The sequence below is a fragment of the Amycolatopsis bullii genome, assembly GCF_014654205.1.
GTDB lineage: Bacteria > Actinomycetota > Actinomycetes > Mycobacteriales > Pseudonocardiaceae > Amycolatopsis > Amycolatopsis plumensis.
On the sequence record NZ_BNAW01000044.1, the window covers coordinates 54708 to 75407 of the forward strand.

The 20700-nt window shown below is 70.6% G+C and carries 25 protein-coding genes; 3 read left to right on the forward strand and 22 right to left on the reverse strand.

Annotated elements, in window-relative coordinates; genetic code table 11:
* Positions 1-507: 507 nt before the first annotated feature.
* Positions 508-1158: a class II aldolase/adducin family protein gene (locus tag IE317_RS34265; RefSeq protein WP_191315522.1), complete on the forward strand. Its 651-nt coding sequence runs from the start codon at positions 508-510 to the stop codon at positions 1156-1158.
* Here IE317_RS34265 and IE317_RS34270 read toward each other — a convergent pair.
* From IE317_RS34270 to IE317_RS34345, 16 genes are all read right to left on the reverse strand, one after another.
* A complete protein-coding gene (locus IE317_RS34270; protein WP_191315523.1) occupies positions 1155-1826 on the reverse strand; it encodes an HD family phosphohydrolase in 672 nt (223 codons plus the stop codon). The two genes, IE317_RS34265 and IE317_RS34270, sit on opposite strands and share 4 nt — an antisense overlap.
* Positions 1827-1899: 73 nt before the next feature.
* Positions 1900-2538, reverse strand: coding sequence for a hypothetical protein (locus tag IE317_RS34275; RefSeq protein ID WP_191315524.1), 639 nt, complete (start codon positions 2536-2538; stop codon positions 1900-1902).
* Between the two features lie 2 nt (positions 2539-2540).
* Entirely contained in the window at positions 2541-3554 is a 1014-nt protein-coding gene (locus IE317_RS34280; RefSeq protein WP_191315525.1) for a hypothetical protein, read from the reverse strand.
* 183 nt (positions 3555-3737) lie between these two features.
* A complete protein-coding gene (locus tag IE317_RS34285) occupies positions 3738-4319 on the reverse strand; it encodes a transglutaminase-like domain-containing protein (RefSeq protein ID WP_191315526.1) in 582 nt (193 codons plus the stop codon).
* Between the two features lie 72 nt (positions 4320-4391).
* Positions 4392-4997 carry a histidine phosphatase family protein gene (locus IE317_RS34290; RefSeq protein ID WP_191315527.1) on the reverse strand — a complete coding sequence of 202 codons (606 nt, stop codon included), beginning with the start codon at positions 4995-4997 and terminating at the stop codon, positions 4392-4394.
* Positions 4998-5052: 55 nt separating this feature from the next.
* The gene (locus tag IE317_RS34295) at positions 5053-5406 is read right to left on the reverse strand and encodes a hypothetical protein (protein ID WP_191315528.1); all 354 of its coding nucleotides are present in this window, start codon (positions 5404-5406) and stop codon (positions 5053-5055) included.
* A 22-nt stretch (positions 5407-5428) separates the two neighbouring features.
* On the reverse strand, positions 5429-5806 hold the full coding sequence (locus IE317_RS34300; RefSeq protein ID WP_191315529.1) for a hypothetical protein: 378 nt from the start codon (positions 5804-5806) through the stop codon (positions 5429-5431).
* A 31-nt stretch (positions 5807-5837) separates the two neighbouring features.
* A complete protein-coding gene (locus IE317_RS34305; RefSeq protein WP_191315530.1) occupies positions 5838-7271 on the reverse strand; it encodes an MBOAT family O-acyltransferase in 1434 nt (477 codons plus the stop codon).
* A gap of 51 nt (positions 7272-7322) precedes the next feature.
* The gene (gene rlmB / locus IE317_RS34310) at positions 7323-8279 is read right to left on the reverse strand and encodes a 23S rRNA (guanosine(2251)-2'-O)-methyltransferase RlmB (RefSeq protein WP_191315531.1); all 957 of its coding nucleotides are present in this window, start codon (positions 8277-8279) and stop codon (positions 7323-7325) included.
* Positions 8280-8307: 28 nt separating this feature from the next.
* Positions 8308-9696 carry a cysteine--tRNA ligase gene (gene cysS / locus IE317_RS34315; RefSeq protein WP_191315532.1) on the reverse strand — a complete coding sequence of 463 codons (1389 nt, stop codon included), beginning with the start codon at positions 9694-9696 and terminating at the stop codon, positions 8308-8310.
* A 43-nt stretch (positions 9697-9739) separates the two neighbouring features.
* On the reverse strand, positions 9740-10426 hold the full coding sequence (locus IE317_RS34320; RefSeq protein ID WP_191315533.1) for an HAD family hydrolase: 687 nt from the start codon (positions 10424-10426) through the stop codon (positions 9740-9742).
* A gap of 57 nt (positions 10427-10483) precedes the next feature.
* A complete protein-coding gene (locus IE317_RS34325) occupies positions 10484-10879 on the reverse strand; it encodes a PPOX class F420-dependent oxidoreductase (protein ID WP_191315534.1) in 396 nt (131 codons plus the stop codon).
* Between the two features lie 11 nt (positions 10880-10890).
* Positions 10891-11286 (reverse strand): PPOX class F420-dependent oxidoreductase, encoded by a 396-nt coding sequence (locus IE317_RS34330; protein ID WP_191315535.1) that lies wholly within the window; start codon positions 11284-11286, stop codon positions 10891-10893.
* A 28-nt stretch (positions 11287-11314) separates the two neighbouring features.
* Positions 11315-11782 (reverse strand): 2-C-methyl-D-erythritol 2,4-cyclodiphosphate synthase, encoded by a 468-nt coding sequence (gene ispF, locus IE317_RS34335; RefSeq protein ID WP_191315536.1) that lies wholly within the window; start codon positions 11780-11782, stop codon positions 11315-11317.
* Positions 11779-12393, reverse strand: coding sequence for an IspD/TarI family cytidylyltransferase (locus IE317_RS34340; RefSeq protein ID WP_191315537.1), 615 nt, complete (start codon positions 12391-12393; stop codon positions 11779-11781). The genes ispF and IE317_RS34340 overlap by 4 nt, the downstream gene beginning before the upstream one ends.
* A 54-nt stretch (positions 12394-12447) precedes the next feature.
* Positions 12448-12939, reverse strand: coding sequence for a CarD family transcriptional regulator (locus IE317_RS34345; protein WP_004559016.1), 492 nt, complete (start codon positions 12937-12939; stop codon positions 12448-12450).
* 285 nt (positions 12940-13224) lie between these two features.
* Between IE317_RS34345 and IE317_RS34350 the strand changes: the two genes are divergently transcribed.
* Both IE317_RS34350 and radA read left to right on the forward strand, forming a co-directional pair.
* The gene (locus IE317_RS34350; RefSeq protein ID WP_191315538.1) at positions 13225-13917 is read left to right on the forward strand and encodes a hypothetical protein; all 693 of its coding nucleotides are present in this window, start codon (positions 13225-13227) and stop codon (positions 13915-13917) included.
* Between the two features lie 39 nt (positions 13918-13956).
* A complete protein-coding gene (gene radA, locus IE317_RS34355) occupies positions 13957-15315 on the forward strand; it encodes a DNA repair protein RadA (protein WP_191315539.1) in 1359 nt (452 codons plus the stop codon).
* Here the strand turns inward: radA and IE317_RS34360 are convergent, their stop codons facing one another.
* The 6 genes from IE317_RS34360 to IE317_RS34385 form a co-directional block, all read right to left on the reverse strand.
* Positions 15316-16422 carry a CU044_5270 family protein gene (locus tag IE317_RS34360; RefSeq protein ID WP_191315540.1) on the reverse strand — a complete coding sequence of 369 codons (1107 nt, stop codon included), beginning with the start codon at positions 16420-16422 and terminating at the stop codon, positions 15316-15318. It lies immediately after the preceding gene.
* On the reverse strand, positions 16415-17008 hold the full coding sequence (locus IE317_RS34365) for an RNA polymerase sigma factor (RefSeq protein ID WP_191315541.1): 594 nt from the start codon (positions 17006-17008) through the stop codon (positions 16415-16417). Before IE317_RS34365 ends, IE317_RS34360 begins: the two co-directional genes overlap by 8 nt.
* A 59-nt stretch (positions 17009-17067) precedes the next feature.
* The gene (locus tag IE317_RS34370) at positions 17068-18054 is read right to left on the reverse strand and encodes an oxidoreductase (RefSeq protein ID WP_191315542.1); all 987 of its coding nucleotides are present in this window, start codon (positions 18052-18054) and stop codon (positions 17068-17070) included.
* A gap of 59 nt (positions 18055-18113) precedes the next feature.
* Entirely contained in the window at positions 18114-19415 is a 1302-nt protein-coding gene (locus IE317_RS34375) for an alpha/beta hydrolase family protein (protein WP_191315543.1), read from the reverse strand.
* 21 nt (positions 19416-19436) lie between these two features.
* Positions 19437-20003, reverse strand: coding sequence for an ArsR/SmtB family transcription factor (locus IE317_RS34380; protein ID WP_191315544.1), 567 nt, complete (start codon positions 20001-20003; stop codon positions 19437-19439).
* A 94-nt stretch (positions 20004-20097) separates the two neighbouring features.
* Positions 20098-20625: a hypothetical protein gene (locus tag IE317_RS34385; protein ID WP_191315545.1), complete on the reverse strand. Its 528-nt coding sequence runs from the start codon at positions 20623-20625 to the stop codon at positions 20098-20100.
* Positions 20626-20700: the final 75 nt, after the last annotated feature.

Here is a 20700-nt window from a genome sequence, read left to right on the forward strand (position 1 = left end):
GGACCCGTTTCTGCAGGCCAGGGGCGGTAGACTGGACTTGGGACGCCCCCCGGGGAGGGTGGGGGCCGTCTGGTTAGGGCCGGGGCCCGGCAAAGCCGGGGCGCTCTGGCTGACTGGCAGATCGCGTGCCCACCACCCCGAAGCCGGAATTGTGACTACGGCCGGCAGTACCGCGTCAAGGCGGGAAAGCGTGCCTTGACCCGGCACTGCCGGCCGTGTTGTGGCTTCGGATCGGGGCGGTGGGGAGGTCTGGGTGGGGTGCAGGTCCGGTCGGCAGGGTGCCGGTAATGTCGTGAATGACTCATTCATTGCGTCTGATGTCAGGAATGAGTCATTCACGACGTTCCAACCCGCTGCCGCACCCCCAGACACCGGCAGCCCGGTTCACAGCGCCCCGGGCTCCTGCTCCAAAGCGCATAAATCCCCCGTCCGGGGAGGTGGCCGACACTCGGCGCCGACTGGCAATCTGCAGTTGCCGATCAGCCACGAGACAGGACGGGCCTGCGCATGATCCTCGAGACCGAGCGGGCCGCCGTGTGCGCCTATGCGCGCCGGATGGTCGGTGACGGCCTGGTCGTCGGCACCTCCGGGAACGTCTCGCTGCGGGCCGCGGACCTCGTCGCCGTCACGCCCACCGGGGTGGCCTACTCGAGCCTCACCCCCGGTGACATCGCCGTCGTCGATCTCGGTGGGCAGGTTGTCGATGGTTCGCTCAAGCCGACGAGTGAACTTCCGATGCACCTGTCCGTGTACTGGGACGTTCGTGACCCGGACGGGGAGCCCGTGACCGCCGTCGTGCACACGCACTCGCCGCACGCCACCGCCGTCTCCACGCTCGTTCGCGAAGTTCCTCCCATCCACTACATCATCGCCACCGTCGGTCCCTCGGTGCGCGTCGCCCGCTACGCCACCTATGGCACGCCCGAGCTCGCTGCCGCCGTGCTGGAGGCGCTCGAAGGCCGCCGTGGCTGCCTGATGGCCAACCACGGCACGCTCACCTACGGAGACGGCCTCGAGGCCGCCTACCACCGCGCCCAGCAACTGGAATGGGCCTGCCGCGTGTGGCTGCTCGCCCAGAGCGCCGGCCGGCCCAGCCTGCTGCCGCCGCCCGAAGTCGCCAACGTCGTCGAGCGGCTGCGGGGCTACGGGCAGGGTTAGGACGCCAGCGCGTCGACCGCGTGCACCGCGTCCAGCAGCTCGGCCACCGTCGGGTCGTCGACCGCCTCCTTGATGCACTGCCACAGCTGCAGGTTCGCCGTCGCCCAGCGCGAATATGTGGCCGCCGCCTCCGGGTTGTAGAAGTAGTACCCCTCGTCGTGGACGTCGCACTGCTCGCCGACGATCTTGTGCGCCAGCTCGCGCAGGCTCAGCCCGTTCTCGCGCAGGTACCGGTGCGCCAGCACCACCGGCGTCACCGGCAGCGCCTTGAACAACGTGTCCGCGTCGCTCAGCGCCTGCGCTTCCAGGGAAATGTCGCGGCCGCGGGTGGCCATTTCCGCTTCGTCGACGATCTCGTCGATCCACCCCGCGATCCGCGCGGGGACGCCGCATTCGGCGAGGATTTCCCGCCGCAGGCTCCGGCCCGCCGCGGCCGGCGAGTTCCGGAGCACCAGGTAGTTGACGTCGTGCACCAGCGCGGCCACTTCCACCACCGCGACGTCGGCGCCGTTGTGCCGGGCGAACCCGGCCGCCTTCGCGCGGACGAAGTTCACGTGGTGCCAGCCGTGGAACGGCAGGCGGTCCGCGTACTGGCGGCAGAGCCGGTGAACCCGTTTTTCGACGGCACCGACGATCATGTGGTCGATCGTGCTTTCCTGCGTGCGCATACACCTCTCCCATCCCGGCCGTGGTGTTCAGACGGGTGGAGTAATGGTAAGCGCCGCTGACGCCGGTGTGTAGCTAGATGCGGTCGGCCAATTCCCCCAATCGGACCTCTACCGGAACGTGACGATGACCGATTCCGCTGCTCGGGTCGAAAGACAAGCTGAAACTGCTCACCGGCCGTGATTTCACGAGGAAAGTCATCGTTCCGGCAGCCGCTTCGGGGATCCGGTGGAATTCGTCGGCCAGCATGGTGGCGCACGCGCCGGCCGCGCACCGCGTCCGGCGGCGCAACCGCGCGGACGCGATCAGCCCGGTGCCGGCGTCGATCGTCGTCTCGTACCTTTCGTGCAGGTAGTCACCACGGAGGAGCGTGGTGCAGAAGTGGTACCGGTGGTTGTGCACGGAATCCGCGTACCCCTCCCGCCAGTCCTCCTGCGCCTTGTATTCGTGCAGCCAGAAGGAAAACGGGTCGGACGGCGAATCGAGCAGGCACCAGGCGAAGTGGGTGGTCGTTTCCCGCGACGAGCGCAGGATCTTCGTGGCCTGCGGGGCGGACAGCGCGCGCAGCTGCGTGCGCAGCTCGTCCCGCAGCCCGGGCTGGGCGGCCCACGGCCGGAACCAGCCGTCGACCACGCGCCACTCCGAGGCGAGCGGGAACCTGGCCGTGCGCAGGCGGGTGGCCAGTTCGGAAAGGGGGGACAGGCGGGTGAGCAAGGTCAGCTCCCTAGCTCGGCGACTGCGGAGAACTCCGCGCGGAAGGCGTGGAACTTGCCCTCCAGCTCGCGGAACTGCTCCTCGGACAACGGGGATCCGGTGATCTTCTCGAACAGCGCCAGGAAATCCGTCCGCGTCGTCGCGGACGTGATGCGGAAGTGGCGGCCGGTCCGGGACTGCGAGACGCGCACGAATTCGGCGCGTTCCATGTTGTAGAGGAAGGAACCTTCGGTGAATCGCAGGGACCGCGGGTACAGCTTCGTGGCGCCGCGGACGTCGCTGTAGAGCGACACCCACACGCTGTCGTCGAACATTTCCAGCCGGTCCAGCGGCGGGTCGGCGACCACGGTGATGTCGACCGACGCGCACCGGCTGCGCGCCAGGAAGAGGCCGACGAGCCCTATCTTGATTTCTTCGTCGAGCCGGGTCTGGATCCGTTCGTAGTCGACGTCGGCCGCCTCACGGCGCAGCAGGTACCGGGCGCGCCCGCTGATCGAGTTCGCGTCGCGCGGATCGGCGATGACGGCCCGCAGTTCCCGTTCGGTGCGGGAAAGCAGCAGGCGCGCGGCCGCGTGCCGACCGGAGAACCCGCGGAAGAAGTACTGCCGGGTCGCGTCGAGGTCGGCCATCAGCGCGCGGTTGAACGCGGGGTCGGGATCGGTCGTCGCCTCGAACACGTCGGTGGGGAAGAACTCCTTGTTCAGCGCGCGGTATTCGGCGCTCAGGTCCTCCAGCGCGCGCCGGCTTTCCTCGATCACCGGCGTCACGAGCGCCTTCTGCGAGGCGCTGGCGGTGATCAGGGTCTGGCCGAACCCGACGATCGCGGAGATCAGGGTGCCGGTGCCCAGCGACGTCACCAGGTTCTTCCCGGTGCCGGGGTCCATCAGGCCGGCGATCCACAGGCTCAGGCCGGCGACCACGACGAGCACCGTGAGGAGCAGGCTCGTCCTGGTCCAGAAGATCTCTTGCAGTGGGGTACGGCGGAGGCGTCCGCCAGCCGCGGCCACGTGCTTCACCTCCCTCGAGCCACCCGAACGGACGTATGCGTAAAGTGTCTGTTCGAGCGCGGGGAGTCACTTTACGCGCCTCGGAGGGTGTGCGAAATAAGAAGTTCGGGGGACAGGGCTGACGGACAGACGTCACTCTCGGCAATAATTTACCAGGTCGGCCGGTTTTCCGAAAATGCCGGAAAACCATGATCAAAGCGTGCGCGGCAGGCCCTTTTCGTACCAGCCGGGGCCCGGTTCGGCCGTCATCAGGAAATCCACCACGACCGGCGCGGGCGCCGGGTGGATCTCCGGGTGGTCGCGCTCGCCGCGCTCGGGCTCGACCGGCCAGGCCAGTTTTTCCACGTCGAGCGAAAACTCGCCGCCGGCACCCGTGCGGTTGCCGCGGGCGTCGAGTCTCGACCACCGGCCGTGCAGGTACACGGCATTCAGCCCGTGCAGCGCGGAGAGTTCCTGGTAGCAGAACCCGGCCGGAATCCCTTGTGCCCGCAGCAAAGCAGCGAGCAGGTGGGCTTTGGCGTGGCAGATCCCGACGCGTTCGCGCAGCACGTCCGACGCCCGCCAGGTGACGCGCGGGTCGGCGGCGTCGATGACGTGTTCGACCTCGTCCCGCACGAACAGGAAGGCGGTTTTCGCGGCTTCGACGGGATCGTCGCCGACGGGGCGCAGCGCGTCGGCCAGCGCGCGGATCGACCGGTGCCCGTGATCGATGACGGCGTCGGCGGCGAGGTAGTCGCTCAGCCGATCGGACGTGGGCGTCGGCGCGGGATTCATCCACGCATCCTGACAGGTGCGGCCATTCGGGCGAGGGCGGTTTCCGGGGCGGTCACTTCTTGTGTTGGGCGATTACGGAACGTAGAAATCGGGTGGGAAGCCGGTCCAGCGCAGTTCGGCGGGGAGGTGACTGAGGTCGTTGTAGGTCAGGAGAGCCGCGGGGCGGCCCGGGGAGTACTGGATCACCGTCAGGCCGGCGTTGGCGTGGGTGAAGGTGAGCCACCGCCACGGCGGGGCGTCCTGGGAGGCGCGGACGAGCCAGCCAACGAGGAAGTTGTGCGTGACGAGGACTTCGTACCGCGGCTCGTGACCCGGAACCGGCCCGCTGAACCGCCGTTCGGCTTCGGCGGCGAGTTCTTCGTCGGCGGGTGGGAACTGGCGGGCGAAGGCCAGGAGGAGGTCGCCGGAGGTTTCCGGGAGTTCTTCGCGCTTCGGTGTGTAGGGGACGAAGTCGCCGGCCGCTTCGTCGACGTGGACGGGGACGCCCGGGAGCTGGTCGGCGATGAGGTGCGCGGTCTGGGTGGCCCGGGGAAGGGGACCGTGGTGGATGACCGTCACGGGGACGTCCCGGAGGCGTCTTCCGAGGAGAACGGCTTGGCGCCGGCCGGCTTCGGTGAGTCTTCCGCTCCGGTCCGCCTCCGCGTGGCGGGTGAGGAAGAGGTACCGCGTGGTCAGCACCGGGTCAGGGTGTCATGGTTGGGCCGTTCGGGTGAGCTGGTTGGGCACACTGACGTCAGCCGACGGGGATGAGCGCCCCTTGGGGGCCGTGGCTCGGCACGAACTGGGCGACCAGCCGCAACGGCGCGGGATGCGGCGACAGTACGGCCGAGGCGAACGGCGTGATCGTGTGGTCGTGCCCGCTGTTGGTGTGCAGGTGGACGCTGACGTGCACGTTCCGGTCGGCGGGGATTTCGAAGGAGACGGCCCCCCACGAGACGACGTACCGGCGGCCATCGATGCCGGCGATCGGGGCGTAGGCGCGGACGGTGTGGCCGAGGTGGGGGATTTCGATGGTCAGGAGACGGCGGGGGCCTTCGTGGTGGTCCACGTACGGGATCACGCCCGGGGCGGTGGAGAGGTCGGTCATCGGGCGCTCCTCGTTGTGCTGGTCATGGTTCGAGGCCGAAGACCTCGTCGCGGACGAGCTTCGACTCCTCGTCGCCGAGCCATTCGACCCGGTATTCCTCGTCGCCGACGCCCAGCCGGCCTGCGCTCCAGTCGAGCAGTTCGTCCGCGAGGTCGTCGGCGTTGGTCACCGTGTCCGTGAACCGGCCGTCGGTCAGTGAGTAGTACTCCTGGACCATCTCGAACGGGACCGACCACCGGCGCCACCACAGGGCACCGCCGAGCTGGGCGGCCGCTGAGGTCAGGCGTACGAACACGAAACCGGCTTCGCCGCCGTCGGTGAAGAGGCGGCCCGCCCGTTCGCGGTAGGGGTCGAAACGGTGGTCCGGGTCCGCGTCTCCCGGCGGCGGATGCCATGGCACAACGTCCTCCGAGCGTCGGGCGGCTTGCGTCTCAGAACTGGTAGTACAGGAATGGGCTGAATGTTCCCGTGGCGATCAGGATGGCCGCGTACAGCAGGCCCACCGTCATCACTCCGATGCGCAAGGCCGTCGCCGGACGGCTCCTGGACGACTCCACCAGCGGGCCCGTCACCGGGTGGGCCGGCAACGCGAACACCGCCAGGGCCGCCAGCAGCAGAACCAGGCGCTGGTTCGTGAACGCCTGCTCCACGCCCGCTCCCAAGCCGTCGAAGTCGGGGAGCAGCATGTGGCCGATCATCGAGAGCGCGTGGCCCAGGTCCGACGACCTGAAGAACACCCAGCCGATCACCACCAGGAGCATGGTCAGCGCCCTGCGCAGGTACCGCTTCCACGGGGTCGACGGGTCCAGGTCCAGGCCGAAGCGGCGCTCGATCACCAGGAGCGCCCCGTGGTAGCAGCCCCACACCAGGAACGTCCACTGGGCTCCGTGCCAGAAGCCGGTCAACACGAACACGATGCACAAGTTGCGGTACGTCTTGGCCGCGCCTTGGCGGTTGCCGCCGAGGGGGATGTAGACGTAGTCGCGGAACCAGCGGCTCAAGCTCATGTGCCAGCGGCGCCAGAACTCCGTGATCGTCACCGAGGAATACGGTCTGGCGAAGTTCTCCGGCAGCCGGAAGCCCAGCATGCGGCCCAGGCCGATGGCCATGTCGGAATAACCCGAGAAGTCGAAGAACAGCTGGAGGGTGTAGCCAATCGCGCCCAGCCAGGCCGTCGAGAACGTCATCTGGTCCGGCGGGACCTTGAAACACGCGTCGACCAGGGGGCCCAGCGAATCCGCGATGATCGTCTTCTTGCACAGGCCGAGCGCGAACCGGGGAAAGCCCGCCGCGATGTCGTCCAGGCGGTGGGACCGGAGCTGGGGGAGCTGGTCGGCGATCTCGCGGTACCGCACGATCGGGCCCGCCACCAGCTGCGGGAACATCGCGATGTACGCCGCGAACGACACCGGGTTGCGCAGGGCCTGGCGCTCTCCGCGGTAGATGTCCACCACGTACGAGATGTGGTGGAAGGTGTAGAACGAGATGCCGATCGGCACCACCAGGCTCGCCACCGGCACGCTGCCGCCGAACCAGTGCGCCACCGCCGCGATCTGCTGCGTCGCGAAACCCGCGTACTTCCAGATCAGCAGCACCGCGACGTCGAGCGACACCACCGCGATGAGGATCCTGCGCCGGCGGAGGCCGTGGACGTCCCAGGGGCTCGGGGCCAGCAGCGGGCCGGCCAGGAAGTTGACGACCATGCAGCCGAGCAGCAGGAACACGAACGCGCCGGCGCCGATCGTGTAGAACAGCAGGCTCGCCACCGCGATGATGCCGTTTCGCCAGCTCCGCGGGCACACCAGCACGGCGACGAGCACCGCCGGCATGAAGTACCACAGGAAGAGCGGCGAAACGAACGACATCGGGTCCCCTCGGTTTATCCGCGGCGACTCTAACCCGAATGGGTGGCGGTGTCAGACCCGCCCGGCGGCACGGCGGCGCCGCGCCACCTCCGCGAGCAGCACCCCCGCCGCCACCGAGGCGTTCAACGACTCGACGCCCGCCGCCATCGGGATGGACACCGTGGCGTCACACGTTTCGCGCACCAGGCGGGACAGGCCGCGGCCCTCCGAGCCCAGCACGATGACCAGCGGGTCGGCCGCCAGCTCGAGCTCGTCGATGTCCACCGAACCGTCGGCGTCCAGGCCGACCAGCATCAGGCCGTCGTTCGCCCACGCCTTGAGCTGACGCGTCAGGTTCGTCGCCACCGCGATCGGCAGCTTCGCGGCCGTGCCCGCGCTCGTGCGCCACGCCACCGCCGTCATGCCCGCGCTCCGCCGTTCGGGCAGCAGCACGCCGTGCGCGCCGAACGCGGCCGCCGACCGGATCACCGCGCCCAGGTTGCGGGGGTCGGTGACGCCGTCGAGCGCGACGAACAGCGGGACCTCGCCCGAGTTGCGCGCCACCGCCATCAGGTCGTCCGGGTGGGCGTACTCGAACGGCGGGACCTGCAGGCCGAGGCCCTGGTGCACGGCCCGGTTGGTCTTGCGGTCCAGCTCTTCGCGCGGGATCTCCAGGATCGAGATGCCCTTGTCGCCGGCCAGCCGGACGGCGTCGTTGACGCGGTCGTCGATCTCGATGTTCAGCGCGACGTACAGCGCCGTCGCCGGGACGCCGGCGCGCAGCGCCTCGACCACCGGGTTGCGCCCGGCGATCAGCTCCGGCTTGTCGGCCTTCTTCTGCCGGGCCTGGTCGCGCTTGGTCTGGGCGTTCGCCTGGCGGTAGGCCTTGTGCCCGGGGCGGTCCTCCGCCTTCGGGGTCGGGCCCTTGCCTTCGAGGGCCTTGCGGCGCTGACCGCCCGAGCCGACGACGGCACCCTTCTTGGTGCCCGCCTTGCGGATCGCGCCCTGGCGCCGCGAATTGCCTGCCATGGTGAAAGTTCCTTGCTTGGTAACGAGATCAGTCGGACTTCACAGTCCACTGAGGACCGTTAGGGGTGTCCTCCACCACGATGCCCGCCTGCTGGAGGCGGTCACGGGCGGCGTCCGCGCGGGCGAAGTCCTTCTCGGCCCGGGCCTGCTGGCGCTCGGCCAGCAGCCCCTCGACGATCCGGGACAGCGCTTCTTTGGTGGGCGTTTCGGAACCGCCCGCCTCGGACCAGCGCGCGGACAGCGGGTCGAGGCCGAGCACGTCGGTCATCGCGCGGACGGCCGCGGCGAATTCGAGTGCCTTGGTGGTGTCGCCCGCGTCGAGGGCGGCGTTACCGTCCCGCACCGTGGTGTGGACCACGGCGAACGCCTGCGGGGTGGCGAGGTCGTCGTCGAGCGCGTTCGCGAACGCCTCGGGGATCGTGCCGATCGTCACCTCGCCCGACTGGGCGGCGCGGCGCAGGAACGTCTCGATCCGCCGGTAGCCCTGCGCGGCCTCGGAGACCGCGGCGTCGGAGTACTCGACGGTCGACCGGTAGTGCGGCTGGACGAGGTAGTACCGCAGCTCGGGGGCCCGGTAGCGCTCCAGCATCGCGGGGATCGACACGGTGTTGCCGAGCGACTTCGACATCTTCTCGCCCGACATGGTCACCCACGCGTTGTGCAGCCAGAACCGCGCGAACGGGTCGCCCGCCGCGTTGGACTGGGCGCGCTCGTTCTCGTGGTGCGGGAAGACCAGGTCGATGCCGCCGCCGTGGATGTCGAACTCCGCGCCGAGGTACGCCGTCGCCATCGCCGAGCACTCCAGGTGCCAGCCCGGCCGGCCCTGGCCCCAGGGCGTCGGCCACGACGGCTCGCCCGGCTTGGCGCTCTTCCACATGGTGAAGTCGCGCGGGTCGCGCTTGCCGCGGGTCGGCGTCTCGCCCTGCTGGACGTCCTCCAGCACCTGGCCGGAGAGCTTGCCGTAGTCGTCGAACGACTTCACCGAGAAGTAGACGTCGCCGTCCGCGACGTAGCCGTGGCCGCTTTCGATGAGGCGTTCCATCAGCTCGACCATCTGGGTGACGTGCCCGGTCGCGCGCGGGTTGATCGACGGCGGCAGGCAGCCCAGCTGGTCGTACGCGGTTTCGAAGGCGCGCTCGTGCGTCGCGCCCCACTCCCACCACGGCCGCTCGTTCTCGGCGGCCTTGGTCAGGATCTTGTCGTCGATGTCCGTGACGTTGCGGACCAGCAGCACGTCCAGTCCACTGTGGACGAGCCAGCGGCGCAGGACGTCGTAGTTCAGGACGCCGCGGACGTGCCCGATGTGCGGAACGCCCTGCACGGTGGCCCCACACACGTAGATCGACGCCGTTCCGCTACGGACGGGGTGGAACTCCCGCACGCTCCGGGTCGCCGTGTCGAAAAGGTGAAGGGTCACCCTCGAAGGGTACGGGGTCGGGCGTGAGCGATGTCTCTGGCCCTCAAGCCACGCCGAAGCCGCGCAACGCCGTGAGCAGGGCATCCGGCCGTTCGGCCGTCGGCAGCGGGTCGACCAGCGCGAACTCGCAGCCCAGGGCGCGGGCGCCGCCGTCGGCCTCCTCGCTGTCGCCGACCATCAGCGTCTCAGTGGCCGGGACGCCGAGGGCCTCGACGGCCTTGCGGAAGATCTCCAGCTCCGGCTTGACCGCGCCGACCTCGAAGGACAGCACGAACTCGGTGACGTAGGCGTCCCACCCGCGGGCGGCGAAGGCGGGCCGGATGTCGAAGGCGATGTTGCTCAGCACGCCGACCTTCAGCCCGCGTTCGGCGGCGGCCTTCAGCGCGGCTTCGGTGTCCGGGTACGGCGTCCACTGGCTGGGGTCGATGAGCCGGTCGTACAGCGCCTTCGCCTGGTCGGCGTGCGGAACGCCGGACTTCTTGAGCACCTCGAGGTACACCTTCCGGTGCAGCTGCGGGTCGCGGTCGCGGTGGTGCCAGGCGTGCAGGTGCTCGGCGTCCAGGTCGACGACCTGCCCGACCGGTGCGGTCATCCGGCGCATCAGCTCGGCTTGGGCCTCGACGTCGAGCGGATCGCCGTCGTGGCCGGTCAGTTCGCTGAGCCAGGACTCGTCCTGCTCGAGGCGGAACAGCGTGCCGGAGAAGTCGAACAACACCGCCCTGATCGTCATGAATCCCAGCCTAGCGAGGTCGCGGGCGCTCTCGTGGCGCCCGCGACCGGCGTCACGTCACGCGGCGTAGCCGGTGACCTTGTCCGGGACGACCCGCACGACCACGCGGACGACCTCCGGCGGCTCGGTGCGGAAGTCCTTGCCGTCGTACTTGTGCGAGAGCTCGTTGATCAGCTCCCGGCCGCCTTCCTCGGTGATCTCGGCGCGGCCGCGGACCTCGACGTACTTGAGCGGGTCCTCGAGGTCGAAGACGGACAGCGAGACCCGCGGGTCGCGCCGCAGGTTCCGCTCCTTGAGCCGCCCGCGGACGGTGGCGAAGAGGACGTCGTCGCCGTCCCGCTTGGCCCAGACGACGGAGGTCTGCACCGAGCCGTCGGCGTTGATGGTGGCGACCACCGGGAAGTTCTTGCCGTCGAAGAGGGCCTTCGTGGCCTCGTTGAAAGTCACACCCATGGTCGCAGACCCTATTTCACGTTGCCGGCGATCTTGTCGATTTTCAGGCGCACGACCACCCGCTGGACGTCCGCGCCCTCGGGCGGCGGGTCCTGGGCGAGGTATTTGTGGCTGAGCGTCTTGGGGAGCTCCCTGCCCGGATCCGGGGTGATCGTCACCGTGCCGCGCAGCTGCGTGTGCCGGTAGGGGTTCTCCGCGTCGGTGATCGAGACGCTGATGCGGGGGTCGCGCCGCAGGTTGCGGACCTTCCGGCGGTCCTCGGTCGCGCTGAAGACGAGATCGCCGTCGTCGAGGCCGACCCAGACGACGGAGGTCTGCGGGCCGCCGTCGGGGTCGAGGGTGGCGACCGTGGCGAAGTTCTTCCCGTCGATCAGCGCGCGGACGTCGTCCGAGAGAGTGAGGGACATATCACGCCGAACCGGCGTGGGCGGGGGCCTATTCCGCCGCGAGCAGCAGCGCCGTCGCGAAGGCCGCGATGCCCTCGCCGCGCCCGGTCAGCCCGAGGCCGTCCGACGTCGTCCCGGAGACGCTCACCGGGCCGCCCACCGCCTCCGAAAGCACCTTCTGGGCCTCTTCGCGCCGCTTCCCGATGCGCGGTGAGTTGCCCACGACCTGGACCGTGGCGTTCCCCACCCGCCAGCCCGCCGCCTCGAGCAGGCCGCGGACCTCCACCAGCATGTCCGTGCCGTGCGCGCCGTCCATCCGGGGGTCGCCGGTGCCGAACACCGCGCCCAGGTCGCCGAGGCCCGCGGCCGAGAGCAGGGCGTCGCACAGGGCGTGGGCGGCGACGTCGCCGTCCGAGTGGCCCGCGCAGCCGTCCGCGTCCGGCCAGAGGAGGCCCGCCATCCAGCACTCGCGGCCCGGTTCGATCGGGTGGACGTCCACCCCGTTGCCGACCCTCACAGCGTCTCCTCGTTCTTCGGTGCCGCCGCGATCGCCTCGGCCAGGGACAGTTCGAACTCGCTGGTGACGCGCATCGCGTCCGGGTGGCCGTCGACCGTGGCCGCGCCGGCGGGGGCGAGGTCCGGCCGGAAGGCCTCGATCGCGTAGCCCACGGGCGTCTGGAGGGTACGCAGCCGCGTCCGGTCCTCCGTGCCGACGATGAGCGACGCCGCGTCGGTCACCTTGACCGTGTCGGCCATCGGCAGCACCGGGACCACCACCGGAGCGCCGTCACGGACGGCGTTGATGACGTCACGCACTGTTTGCGCAGGAATGAAAGCCCGCAGCGCGTCGTGGAGGAGTACAACTGAGTCGCGGGGAAGTTCGGGCTCGACGACGGCGAAGGCCTGCCGGAGCGAGCCGGGGACGACCCGGCACCCGAGGCCACCGACCGCCTCGGAAAACAACGACGCACACCGCTGGGGGGCCGCCACGAGCACCAGATCGATCTCCGGTACGCCGAGCAGCCCCCGCACGGTGTGCGTGAGTAGCGCCTCACCATGGACCGGCGTGAGAGCGGACTCTCCGTCGGAGGCATGATGTGCGACGGTCACGATCGCGACGACGTTCATCGGTACGCGATCGTAGAGGCACCCACCCGCCCGTCGAGTGGGAAGGCCCCGGGCTCAGACCGTCGCGGTTTCCAGAACTTCGTCGAGGAGGACCTCAGCCTTGTCCTCGTCGGTGCCCTCCGCGAGCGCGAGCTCGCTGACCAGAATTTGCCGCGCCTTCGCCAGCATGCGCTTCTCGCCGGCTGAAAGTCCGCGGTCCTTCTCTCGCCGCCAGAGGTCGCGCACCACTTCGGCCACCTTGTTCACATCGCCGGAGGCGAGCTTCTCGAGGTTGGCCTTGTACCGACGAGACCAGTTCGTGGGCTCTTCGGTGTGCGGAGCACGCAGAACGTCGAAGACCTTGTCCAGTCCTTCTTGCCCGACGACATCGCGGACGCCGACGATTTCGGCGTTGTCTGCGGGCACGCGAACCGTGAGATCCCCTTGCGCGACCTTGAGGACGAGGTACTTCTTTTCCTCGCCCTTGATCACGCGGGTCTCGATGGCTTCGATGAGTGCGGCACCGTGGTGCGGGTAGACGACGGTCTCTCCGACCTTGAAAACCATGTGTCCTCTGCCCCTTTCGCTGACTCCATCCTAGCACGGGCCGCCAGTGCCCACCTAGCGGGCGGACTCGTCCTCGCAGGTCAGCGGCTTGGGCGGGGGTTGACAAACGTCGGACCCCCGTGCTCACGCAGGTAGCGGGGAAGCGTTTCGTCACGGGCCGGGAATTCCTTTGTGGACGGTTGATCTTGGTCGCCGCTCGCCGGCAACGCACACCCGTTCCGCGGCGGAGATCGACCCCGGCTAGTCTTCGGGGCGACGAGGCCGTGAAAAGGGAAGGACTGCGACGTGAGGCTGCAGAATCGTCGCGTGCTCGGCGCGGGCGTGCTGGCGCTCGGTGCCGCGCTCGTGCTCGCCGGGTGCGGGGCCGGCCAGATCACCCAGACCTCGACGCAGCAGGCCGCGGTCAACGGGACGCACGCCCAGGTCAAGAACATCGACCTGCGCAACGCCGCGGTCCAGTACCCGACGTCGGGCCCGGGCTACGCGGCCGGCGCGACCCCGGCGCTGACCCTGACGATCGTGAACCGCGACGCCCAGGACGACTCCCTCGTTTCGGTGACCGTCGAAGGCGGCGGCCAGGCGACCATCGCCGGCTCGAAGACCATCGTCGCCGGGCACTCCCTGGTGATCGGCCCGGACGACGCCGTCGAGTCCACGAACGAGGTGCAGTCCACGACCTCGGGCGCGCCGTCGTCGTCGAGCGCTCCGACGTCCAGCGCCACCCCGCCCGGCAGCAGCTCGGCCACCAACAGCCCGGGCAACAACCTCACCGCCACGGCCACCTCCGAGGTCCCGTCGTCCGGCCCGGCCGCGACGCCGACCGCGCCGGAGAAGGTCGGCCAGGCCACCGTGACGCTGCCCGCGCTGAAGCAGCCGCTGTGGCCGGGTCAGGTCATCAAGGTCACCTTCGTCTTCCAGAACGCCGGACCGGTCACGGTCGACCTGCCGGTCGCGGCGCCGGCGCACGCCAAGGAGTAGGTCCCCGGTTTTGTCGGTGGTCGCCGATAGCCTCGCGGGGTGAAGAAGGGGACCACCTACCGCTGCGGGAGCTGCGGGTACGAAGCGGCCAAGTGGCTGGGCCGGTGTCCGGAGTGCCAGGAATGGGGCTCGTTCGAGGAGCGCGGGGCGCCGGTCAAGCCGGCCATCCAGCGCGTCGCGGCCGGGGCGCCGAGCGCGCCCGCGCGGCCGATCGGCGAGGTCGACGTCGAAGCGGCGCGCGCCCGCCGCACCGGGGTCCCGGAGCTCGACCGGGTGCTCGGCGGGGGCCTGGTGCCGGGCGCGGTGGTGCTGCTCGCGGGTGAACCGGGTGTCGGCAAGTCGACCCTGCTGCTCGAGGTCGCCTACCAGTGGGCGAAGACGGTCGACCGGTCCCTGTACGTCACGGGCGAGGAGTCCGCGGGCCAGGTCCGGTTGCGCGCCGAGCGAACGGGCAACGTCCACGACCGGATGTTCCTGGCCGCCGAAAGCGACCTTTCGGCCATCCTGGGGCACGTCGACGACGTCAAGCCCGGCGTGCTGATCGTCGACTCGGTGCAGACCATGGCGTCGCCGCAGGTCGACGGCTCGCCCGGCGGCGTGACGCAGGTCCGCGCGGTGACGTCCGGGCTGGTCGCGCTGGCCAAGGAACGCGGGCTGCCGGTGGTGCTGGTGGGGCACGTCACGAAGGACGGCTCCGTGGCCGGCCCGCGCGTGCTGGAGCACCTGGTGGACGTGGTGCTGCAGTTCGAGGGCGACAAGCACTCGACGTTGCGCATGGTCCGCGGCATCAAGAACCGGTTCGGCGCAGCCGACGAGATCGGCTGCTTCGAGCTGCAGGAAGAAGGCATCGTCGGGGTGCCGGACCCGTCGGGGCTGTTCATGAGCCGCACGGCCGAGCCGGTGTCCGGCACGGCGATCACGGTCTCGCTGGAGGGCAAGCGGCCGCTGCTGGGCGAGGTGCAGGCCCTGGTATCGGCGACGGCGGCCCCGCAGCCGCGGCGCGCGGTCAGCGGCCTCGACTCCGCGCGGGTGGCGATGGTCCTGGCCGTGCTGGAGAAGCGCGGCGGGCTGAAGCTCGGCGACAAGGACGTCTACGCGGCCACCGTCGGCGGCATGAAGATCACCGAGCCGGGCATCGACCTGGCGCTGGTGCTGGCGCTGACGTCGAGCTTCGAAGACGTCGCCCTGTCGCCCCGGCTCGTGTCGGTCGGCGAGGTCGGGCTGGCCGGGGAGATCCGGCGGGTGCCGAGCGTGGGCCGCCGCCTGGCGGAGGCGGCCCGGCTCGGGTTCACGCACGCGCTGGTCCCGCCGGACTCGGGCAAGCCACCCGCCGGGATCCGGGTCCTCGAGGTGGCGAACGTCGCGGACGCGCTGAACGCCGCCGGGCACGCGCGCTGATCACCCCGAGGTCTGCGTGATGGCGTAGGAGTACTGCACGTCCGGAACGTCGCGGCGGTCCGGGGTGGGGCGGAGCTGGGTCGTCGTGGTGTTCGGCACGGAGCTCGGCGTGACCGGAGTCGTGCTCTTCGGCAGCTCGATCCGGCTGGTGGTGATCGCGGTCGGCGAACTGTCCACGGCCAGCAGCCGCGCGGTCGCCGGGTCGACGTACAGCCGCTGTCCGATGTCCCGGGCGAAGTAGACGGTGGCCGGCCGTCCGTCCGGGGTCGCCGAGTGCGGGGCGACGACGATGTCCGGAACGGCGGCGAGCGCGTCGAGCAGCGCGAACCGGACGTCCGGCCGGAGCAGGCCGGTTCCCAGCGCGCTCCGGGCCATCGCGAGCGACTGGCCGGGCTGGTGGGCGCGGCCTCCGCCGGGATCAGTGGTCTCGACCGTGTCGTACCGCAACCGTTGGCGCAGCTTCTCCCGGTCGGGCACGAGCGAGGCGACGAACGCCGCGTCCGGGCTCAGCCAGTTCACCAGCGGCGTGACCCAGCCCTGCCTGGTCATCCCGGCGAAGTTCGGGTGGCCGGGGAACACGCCGCCCGGGCCGTACTCGTCGACGGGGCCGGGGAGTGGTTCGCCGGTCCGGCCGTCCGCCCAGTGCCCGGCGGCCGTCAACGTCGTGCGCCGGTGCCACACGCCCGTGGGATCGGCCGGGATCCAGAGCTCGATCCGCCGCTGGACCTTGTCCGCGAACCCGGGGCCGGCCTGCGTCGTCCAGTCGCGCATTTCGGTGTAGCGGAACTCACCCGGCGCGAGCGGGCGGTCGAGATCGGTGGACGCGGCGGGCCGGGACAGCTCCGGTTCCGGGTCCGGCGTCCACACCGCGGTGGCGACGCCGAGCCCGCCGACCAGGGTGACGACGGCCGCGGCCACGGCCAGCCACCGCCACGCCCCGGCCCGGCGCGGCTCGGCGGGCGGAGCCTCTTCGACACCGGCCGCGGCGAGCAGGGACGTGCGGGCGAAGGCGAGCCCGTCGTCCTCCTCGACGTCGCTGTTCAGGTCCGCGAGCGCCGCGTCGAGTTCGGCTTCGGACCAGATCTTCCGGACGTTGTCTTCACGCAAGGTCCTGCACCTCCTCTTGGGCCGGGGCGTTCGTCCTGAGCCAGCGTCTGATCCGGTGCAACCGGGACCGGACGGTACCCGGCGGGACACCGAGGGCCTCGGCGACCTCGGCCGGCTCGAGCCCGGCCCAGGACACGAGCAGCAGCGTGTCGCGGTCGGCCGGGCTGAGCCGGGCCAGCGCACCGGCCAGCTGTGCGGCCCGCACCTGGGCGTCGACCTGCTCGGCGACCCGGCCGTCGTGGCCGGCGTGGCTGCCTTCGCCGGTCCGGGCGAGCCGCGCGGTGGCCTGCAGCCCGCGCAGTTCGGACCGCACGTGGTGGCGCAGCAGGTTGGTGGCGATGCCGTAGAGCCACGACCGGGCGGTGCCCAGCTCGGGCCGGTAGGTCTCCCGCCGCCGCAACGCGACGAGGAAGGTCTCGGCGACGAGGTCGTTCGCCGGTTCGGCCCCGACCCGGCGGGCCAGGTACCGCCGCAACTGCGCGGCGTGGGCGTCGAAGAGCCGCCCGAACGCCGGCCCGGGTTCGGGTCCGCTCAAGTCGGGGCGGTCGTGCCCCCAGAGCTCCGAACCCTCGTGGATCACCTGCATGCCCCCAGTTGCCCGCAGGCGTCGTCTGCGTTCACGGGCGAACCTACCTGCCGGTGCCGTCAGGCCAGGGCGTCGAGCAGCTCGCGCTCGCGTCGCGCGCTCAGTCCCGCCCGTCGTTCCCGGTCCAGCCCCTGCTCGCGTTCCCAGCGCAGCGTGTCGGCCAGCAGCTCGGTCCGGGGCCGGTGGCGCAGCCCCGCGGCGCGGGCCGCGGAGCCGTCGCGGGCCGACCAGCCCTCCCAGCCCGGCTCGACCAGCCACATCGCCAGCGATTCGGGTCCCATGTACTCCTTCACCCCGTTCGCCAGCAGCCACGCCGGTTCGGCGGTGACCACCGGGCCGGTGTGCCCGCCGGCGGCGCGGGACAGCTCGATCCACTCCCCGAACGGAACGACCGGGCCGACCGCGTTGTACGTGCCGGTGGTCCCCGCCTCCGCGCAGTCGAGCAGCCAGGACGTCAGGTCCCGGACGTCGACCACCTGGGTGGGCACGGCAGGCGTGCCGGGGACCAGCATCGGCCCCCGCGGATCGCGGGCGGCGCGGGCGACCCAGTAGCCGGAGCGCCCGGTGTGGTCGCCCGGACCGCCGATGAGGCCGGCCCGGGCGACGAGGAGGCGGTCGCCCACCACGGCCGCCGACGCCTGCTCGCAGGCGACCTTCGCCTCGCCGTACAGCTCGCGGCCGACCTCGCTCCGGTCGGTCGGGGCGAGCAGGGGCGCGGACTCGTCCGCCCCGGGCGTGGCGTGGGAGGCGTAGGCGTTGCCGGACGAGACGTACACCCAGTGCCCGGCCTTGCCGCCCAGCGCGTCGAGCGCGCCACGGACGAACCCCGGCTGCCACGACACCTCGACGACCGCGTCCCACACCCGGTCCAGCAGGGGATCGTAGGCCGCGGGATCGCTCCGGTCGGCGGCGACCAGGGTCGCTCCGGCGGCGACTTCCCCGCTCTCGCCCCGCGCGAGGCAGGTCACCCGGTGGCCGCGTCCGAGCGCCTGCCTCGACAACTCACGAGCCACCCACGCCGTTCCGCCCAGCACCAGGATCTCCATCCCGACACCCAAGCACGGGAGCTCCGCCCGGCCCGGCGGATTCGCTGAGAGCAGACGGCTCAGACGCCCAGCAACCCCCAGTAGACCGCCCACGGCACGAACACCACGCCGCCGGCGAGCAGGACGCCGAGCCGGAGACCGCGGTGGCGCCACCACGCCACCGCCGTGCCGATGGTGGCGGCCACCGTGCCCAGCGCGAGCAGCTGCAGCGCCAGCCACGGCAGCGGACGGCCGGCGACGACCGGGCCCAGCCCCTTGCCCATGGACAGCTGGAGCAGGACGTCGACGACCAGGAAACCGAGCACGGTGAGCAGCCCGGTCGCGGTCAGCCAGCGGGCCGGCCGCGCCCCGGCACCGCGCCGGAACAGCGGGTACCAGGCGAACGCCACCAGCAGGAACACCAGCACGGCGAGCTGCAGCCACGTCGGCTCGTACCAGGCGAGCGGCGTGACGGCGGTGCTCGGCCGGTCCTGCGCCGGCGGGGCATCGGCGGTCGACGTGCCGGGCGGGTTGTTCACCCAGCTGCCCACCAGTTCGAGGTAGCCGGGCGCGTACCCGGGCAGCTTGTCGAAGCCGTCCGTCGTCCGGCGCAGCTGGTGCTGCGCGTCCGGGAAGACCCGCAAAGTGTGGTGGGCCACCGAATCCCGGAAGATCCGGACCGCTTCGCCCGGCGGCGTAAGGATGTCTTTCGCGCCCCACAATCCGAGTACCGGCTGCCGCAGGCTCTTCAGCACGGGCACCGGGTCGTAGTGCGCCTCTGGGAAGATCCCGCCGCCGACGAGCTGGCGCATCATCGTCGAGGACGCCATCCGTACCATCGAGCCGGTCATTCCCAGCTGCCGCAGCTGGTTCTCGACCGCCCACGCCTGCTGCCGCGACGGCTCGACGCCGTTCGCGCCCAGCGTCACGACGAAAGCGACGTCCGACGAACGCGAAGCCGCCAGCGGCGCCACCCAGCCGCCCTCGCTCAGCCCCCAGACACCGACCCGGGCCGGATCGACGTCGGACCGCTTGCGCAGCACGGAAACTGCGGCCAGCGCGTCGTCCGCGAGGGTCGAGTACGACCGTTCGAGCTGCGAATAGCCGTCCGTGCGCTTGTCGTAGATGAGTGTGGCAATGCCTTGCCGCGCAAAGGCTTCCGCCTGCTCGCGGTAGTCGTCCCGGCTGTGCGCCCCCGAGCCGTGGACCATCACCAGGCCCGGCAGTTTCGCGCCGCCGGGCGGGGCGACGACGGTGCCGTGCAAGGTCACTCCGCCGTTGGTGAACGTCACCTCGTCGTTGGTCACCTGCGCGGCCGACGCCGGTGGCGCCAGCGCCGTGACCGCCAGGATCGCCCCGGCCAGCAGAACCCCTCTTCGCATGGAAATCCCCTTGGTGTCATGTCATTCCCCTGGATCCGGGAACGCGAGCCAGCGCACGAGCACGCGCCGCGCTTCCGGTGACCGGTCGTCCTCGCTTCGCCAGTACCGGCGGAACAGCTCCATGTAGTCGTCCCAAAACTGCTTGAGCTCCTCCGTGGTGAGCCACGTGCCGCCGCGGGCGTAGAGCAGCGCGTCCGGCCAATCGCCGGGCAGCTCTTCGCGCTTTTCCGCGAACCGGTTGAGCTTTTCGAGGTCGTCCTCGAACCCCTGCCGCTGCATGTCGTCGAACAGCACCTGGGATTCGGCGCTCTGCTCGCTGCGGCGCGGCCAGCGGATGTCCCGCGGCCGCGTCCGCCACCACCGTTCCTTGCCCCGCGCGAGCTCCGGGACGTCCTCGACGAACCCGAAGCGGGCCAGCTCACGCAGGTGGTAGCTGGTCGCGCCGGTGTTCTCGCCCAGGGCCTGGGCGAGCTTCGTGGCCGTCGCCGGACCCGCGGAGAGCACGCCGAGGATCCGGCGGCGCAGGGGGTGCGTGACGGCTTTGAGGGCGTCCGGGTCGAGCTCTTCCGGTGGTGGAGCGCTGGTCATGGCTCCACTGTAGCCGTGCAGAGAAAACTATGCAAAGAAAATTCTGCAACTTGACGCAGACCGGTGCCAAGGTGACGTACTGTCTAAAGAGGACCTACCAGATCGGGTGGTCGCTGTACTTCCTGAGCGTCTCCACCGACGGCCGCACGTAGAAGATCCCCGCCAGGAAACCCATGGTGGCGAAGGCGAGCGTCGAGAACGTCGTCAGCAGGTCGGGCGCCTGCAGCTCCGGGGTGTCACGCCACACCCGGAACACGATCGGCACCGCGAACGACCCGAGGATCAGCGCCAGCGTCAACAGGTACGTGAACAGCAGCGCGCTCCGGGTCGCCTGGGCGCTCGCCACCACCAGGTAGTCGCCGCGGAGGCAGCGGCGGCAGGTCAGCACCAGCACCGCGATCGCCAGCACGCCCAGCGGCGGCAGCACCGCGGCGGCCTTGCCGGGCAGCGTGTCCGGGAAGGCGTGCCCGTGCACGATGCCCTGCAGGTACGTCGTCAGCCCGAACAGCAGCACCATCCCGGCGATCATCGAGCAGCCGACGACCACCGAGCCCCAGCGCACCCGGTCGGCGAACCGCGGGGGCAACGGCACGAACTCGACCTGGCCGAAGGTCCCCTGCACCCGTCTCACCTCCGAAAGCCGTGAAGGCCACAGTAAGGGACTAACCGTCCCTCAACGTGGCCTTCACGGACTTTC

What these genes read in the sequence shown, in the direction of transcription:
- IE317_RS34265 (WP_191315522.1), top strand. Translation starts at nt 508, where the DNA reads ATGATCCTCGAGACCGAGCGGGCCGCCGTGTGCGCCTATGCGCGCCGG.
- IE317_RS34270 (WP_191315523.1), bottom strand. Translation starts at nt 1,826, where the DNA reads ATGCGCACGCAGGAAAGCACGATCGACCACATGATCGTCGGTGCCGTC.
- IE317_RS34285 (WP_191315526.1), bottom strand. Translation starts at nt 4,319, where the DNA reads ATGAATCCCGCGCCGACGCCCACGTCCGATCGGCTGAGCGACTACCTC.
- IE317_RS34295 (WP_191315528.1), bottom strand. Translation starts at nt 5,406, where the DNA reads ATGACCGACCTCTCCACCGCCCCGGGCGTGATCCCGTACGTGGACCAC.
- IE317_RS34305 (WP_191315530.1), bottom strand. Translation starts at nt 7,271, where the DNA reads ATGTCGTTCGTTTCGCCGCTCTTCCTGTGGTACTTCATGCCGGCGGTG.
- rlmB (WP_191315531.1), bottom strand. Translation starts at nt 8,279, where the DNA reads ATGGCAGGCAATTCGCGGCGCCAGGGCGCGATCCGCAAGGCGGGCACC.
- IE317_RS34320 (WP_191315533.1), bottom strand. Translation starts at nt 10,426, where the DNA reads ATGACGATCAGGGCGGTGTTGTTCGACTTCTCCGGCACGCTGTTCCGC.
- IE317_RS34325 (WP_191315534.1), bottom strand. Translation starts at nt 10,879, where the DNA reads ATGGGTGTGACTTTCAACGAGGCCACGAAGGCCCTCTTCGACGGCAAG.
- IE317_RS34330 (WP_191315535.1), bottom strand. Translation starts at nt 11,286, where the DNA reads ATGTCCCTCACTCTCTCGGACGACGTCCGCGCGCTGATCGACGGGAAG.
- IE317_RS34340 (WP_191315537.1), bottom strand. Translation starts at nt 12,393, where the DNA reads ATGAACGTCGTCGCGATCGTGACCGTCGCACATCATGCCTCCGACGGA.
- IE317_RS34345 (WP_004559016.1), bottom strand. Translation starts at nt 12,939, where the DNA reads ATGGTTTTCAAGGTCGGAGAGACCGTCGTCTACCCGCACCACGGTGCC.
- IE317_RS34365 (WP_191315541.1), bottom strand. Translation starts at nt 17,008, where the DNA reads ATGCAGGTGATCCACGAGGGTTCGGAGCTCTGGGGGCACGACCGCCCC.
- IE317_RS34370 (WP_191315542.1), bottom strand. Translation starts at nt 18,054, where the DNA reads ATGGAGATCCTGGTGCTGGGCGGAACGGCGTGGGTGGCTCGTGAGTTG.
- IE317_RS34375 (WP_191315543.1), bottom strand. Translation starts at nt 19,415, where the DNA reads ATGCGAAGAGGGGTTCTGCTGGCCGGGGCGATCCTGGCGGTCACGGCG.
- IE317_RS34380 (WP_191315544.1), bottom strand. Translation starts at nt 20,003, where the DNA reads ATGACCAGCGCTCCACCACCGGAAGAGCTCGACCCGGACGCCCTCAAA.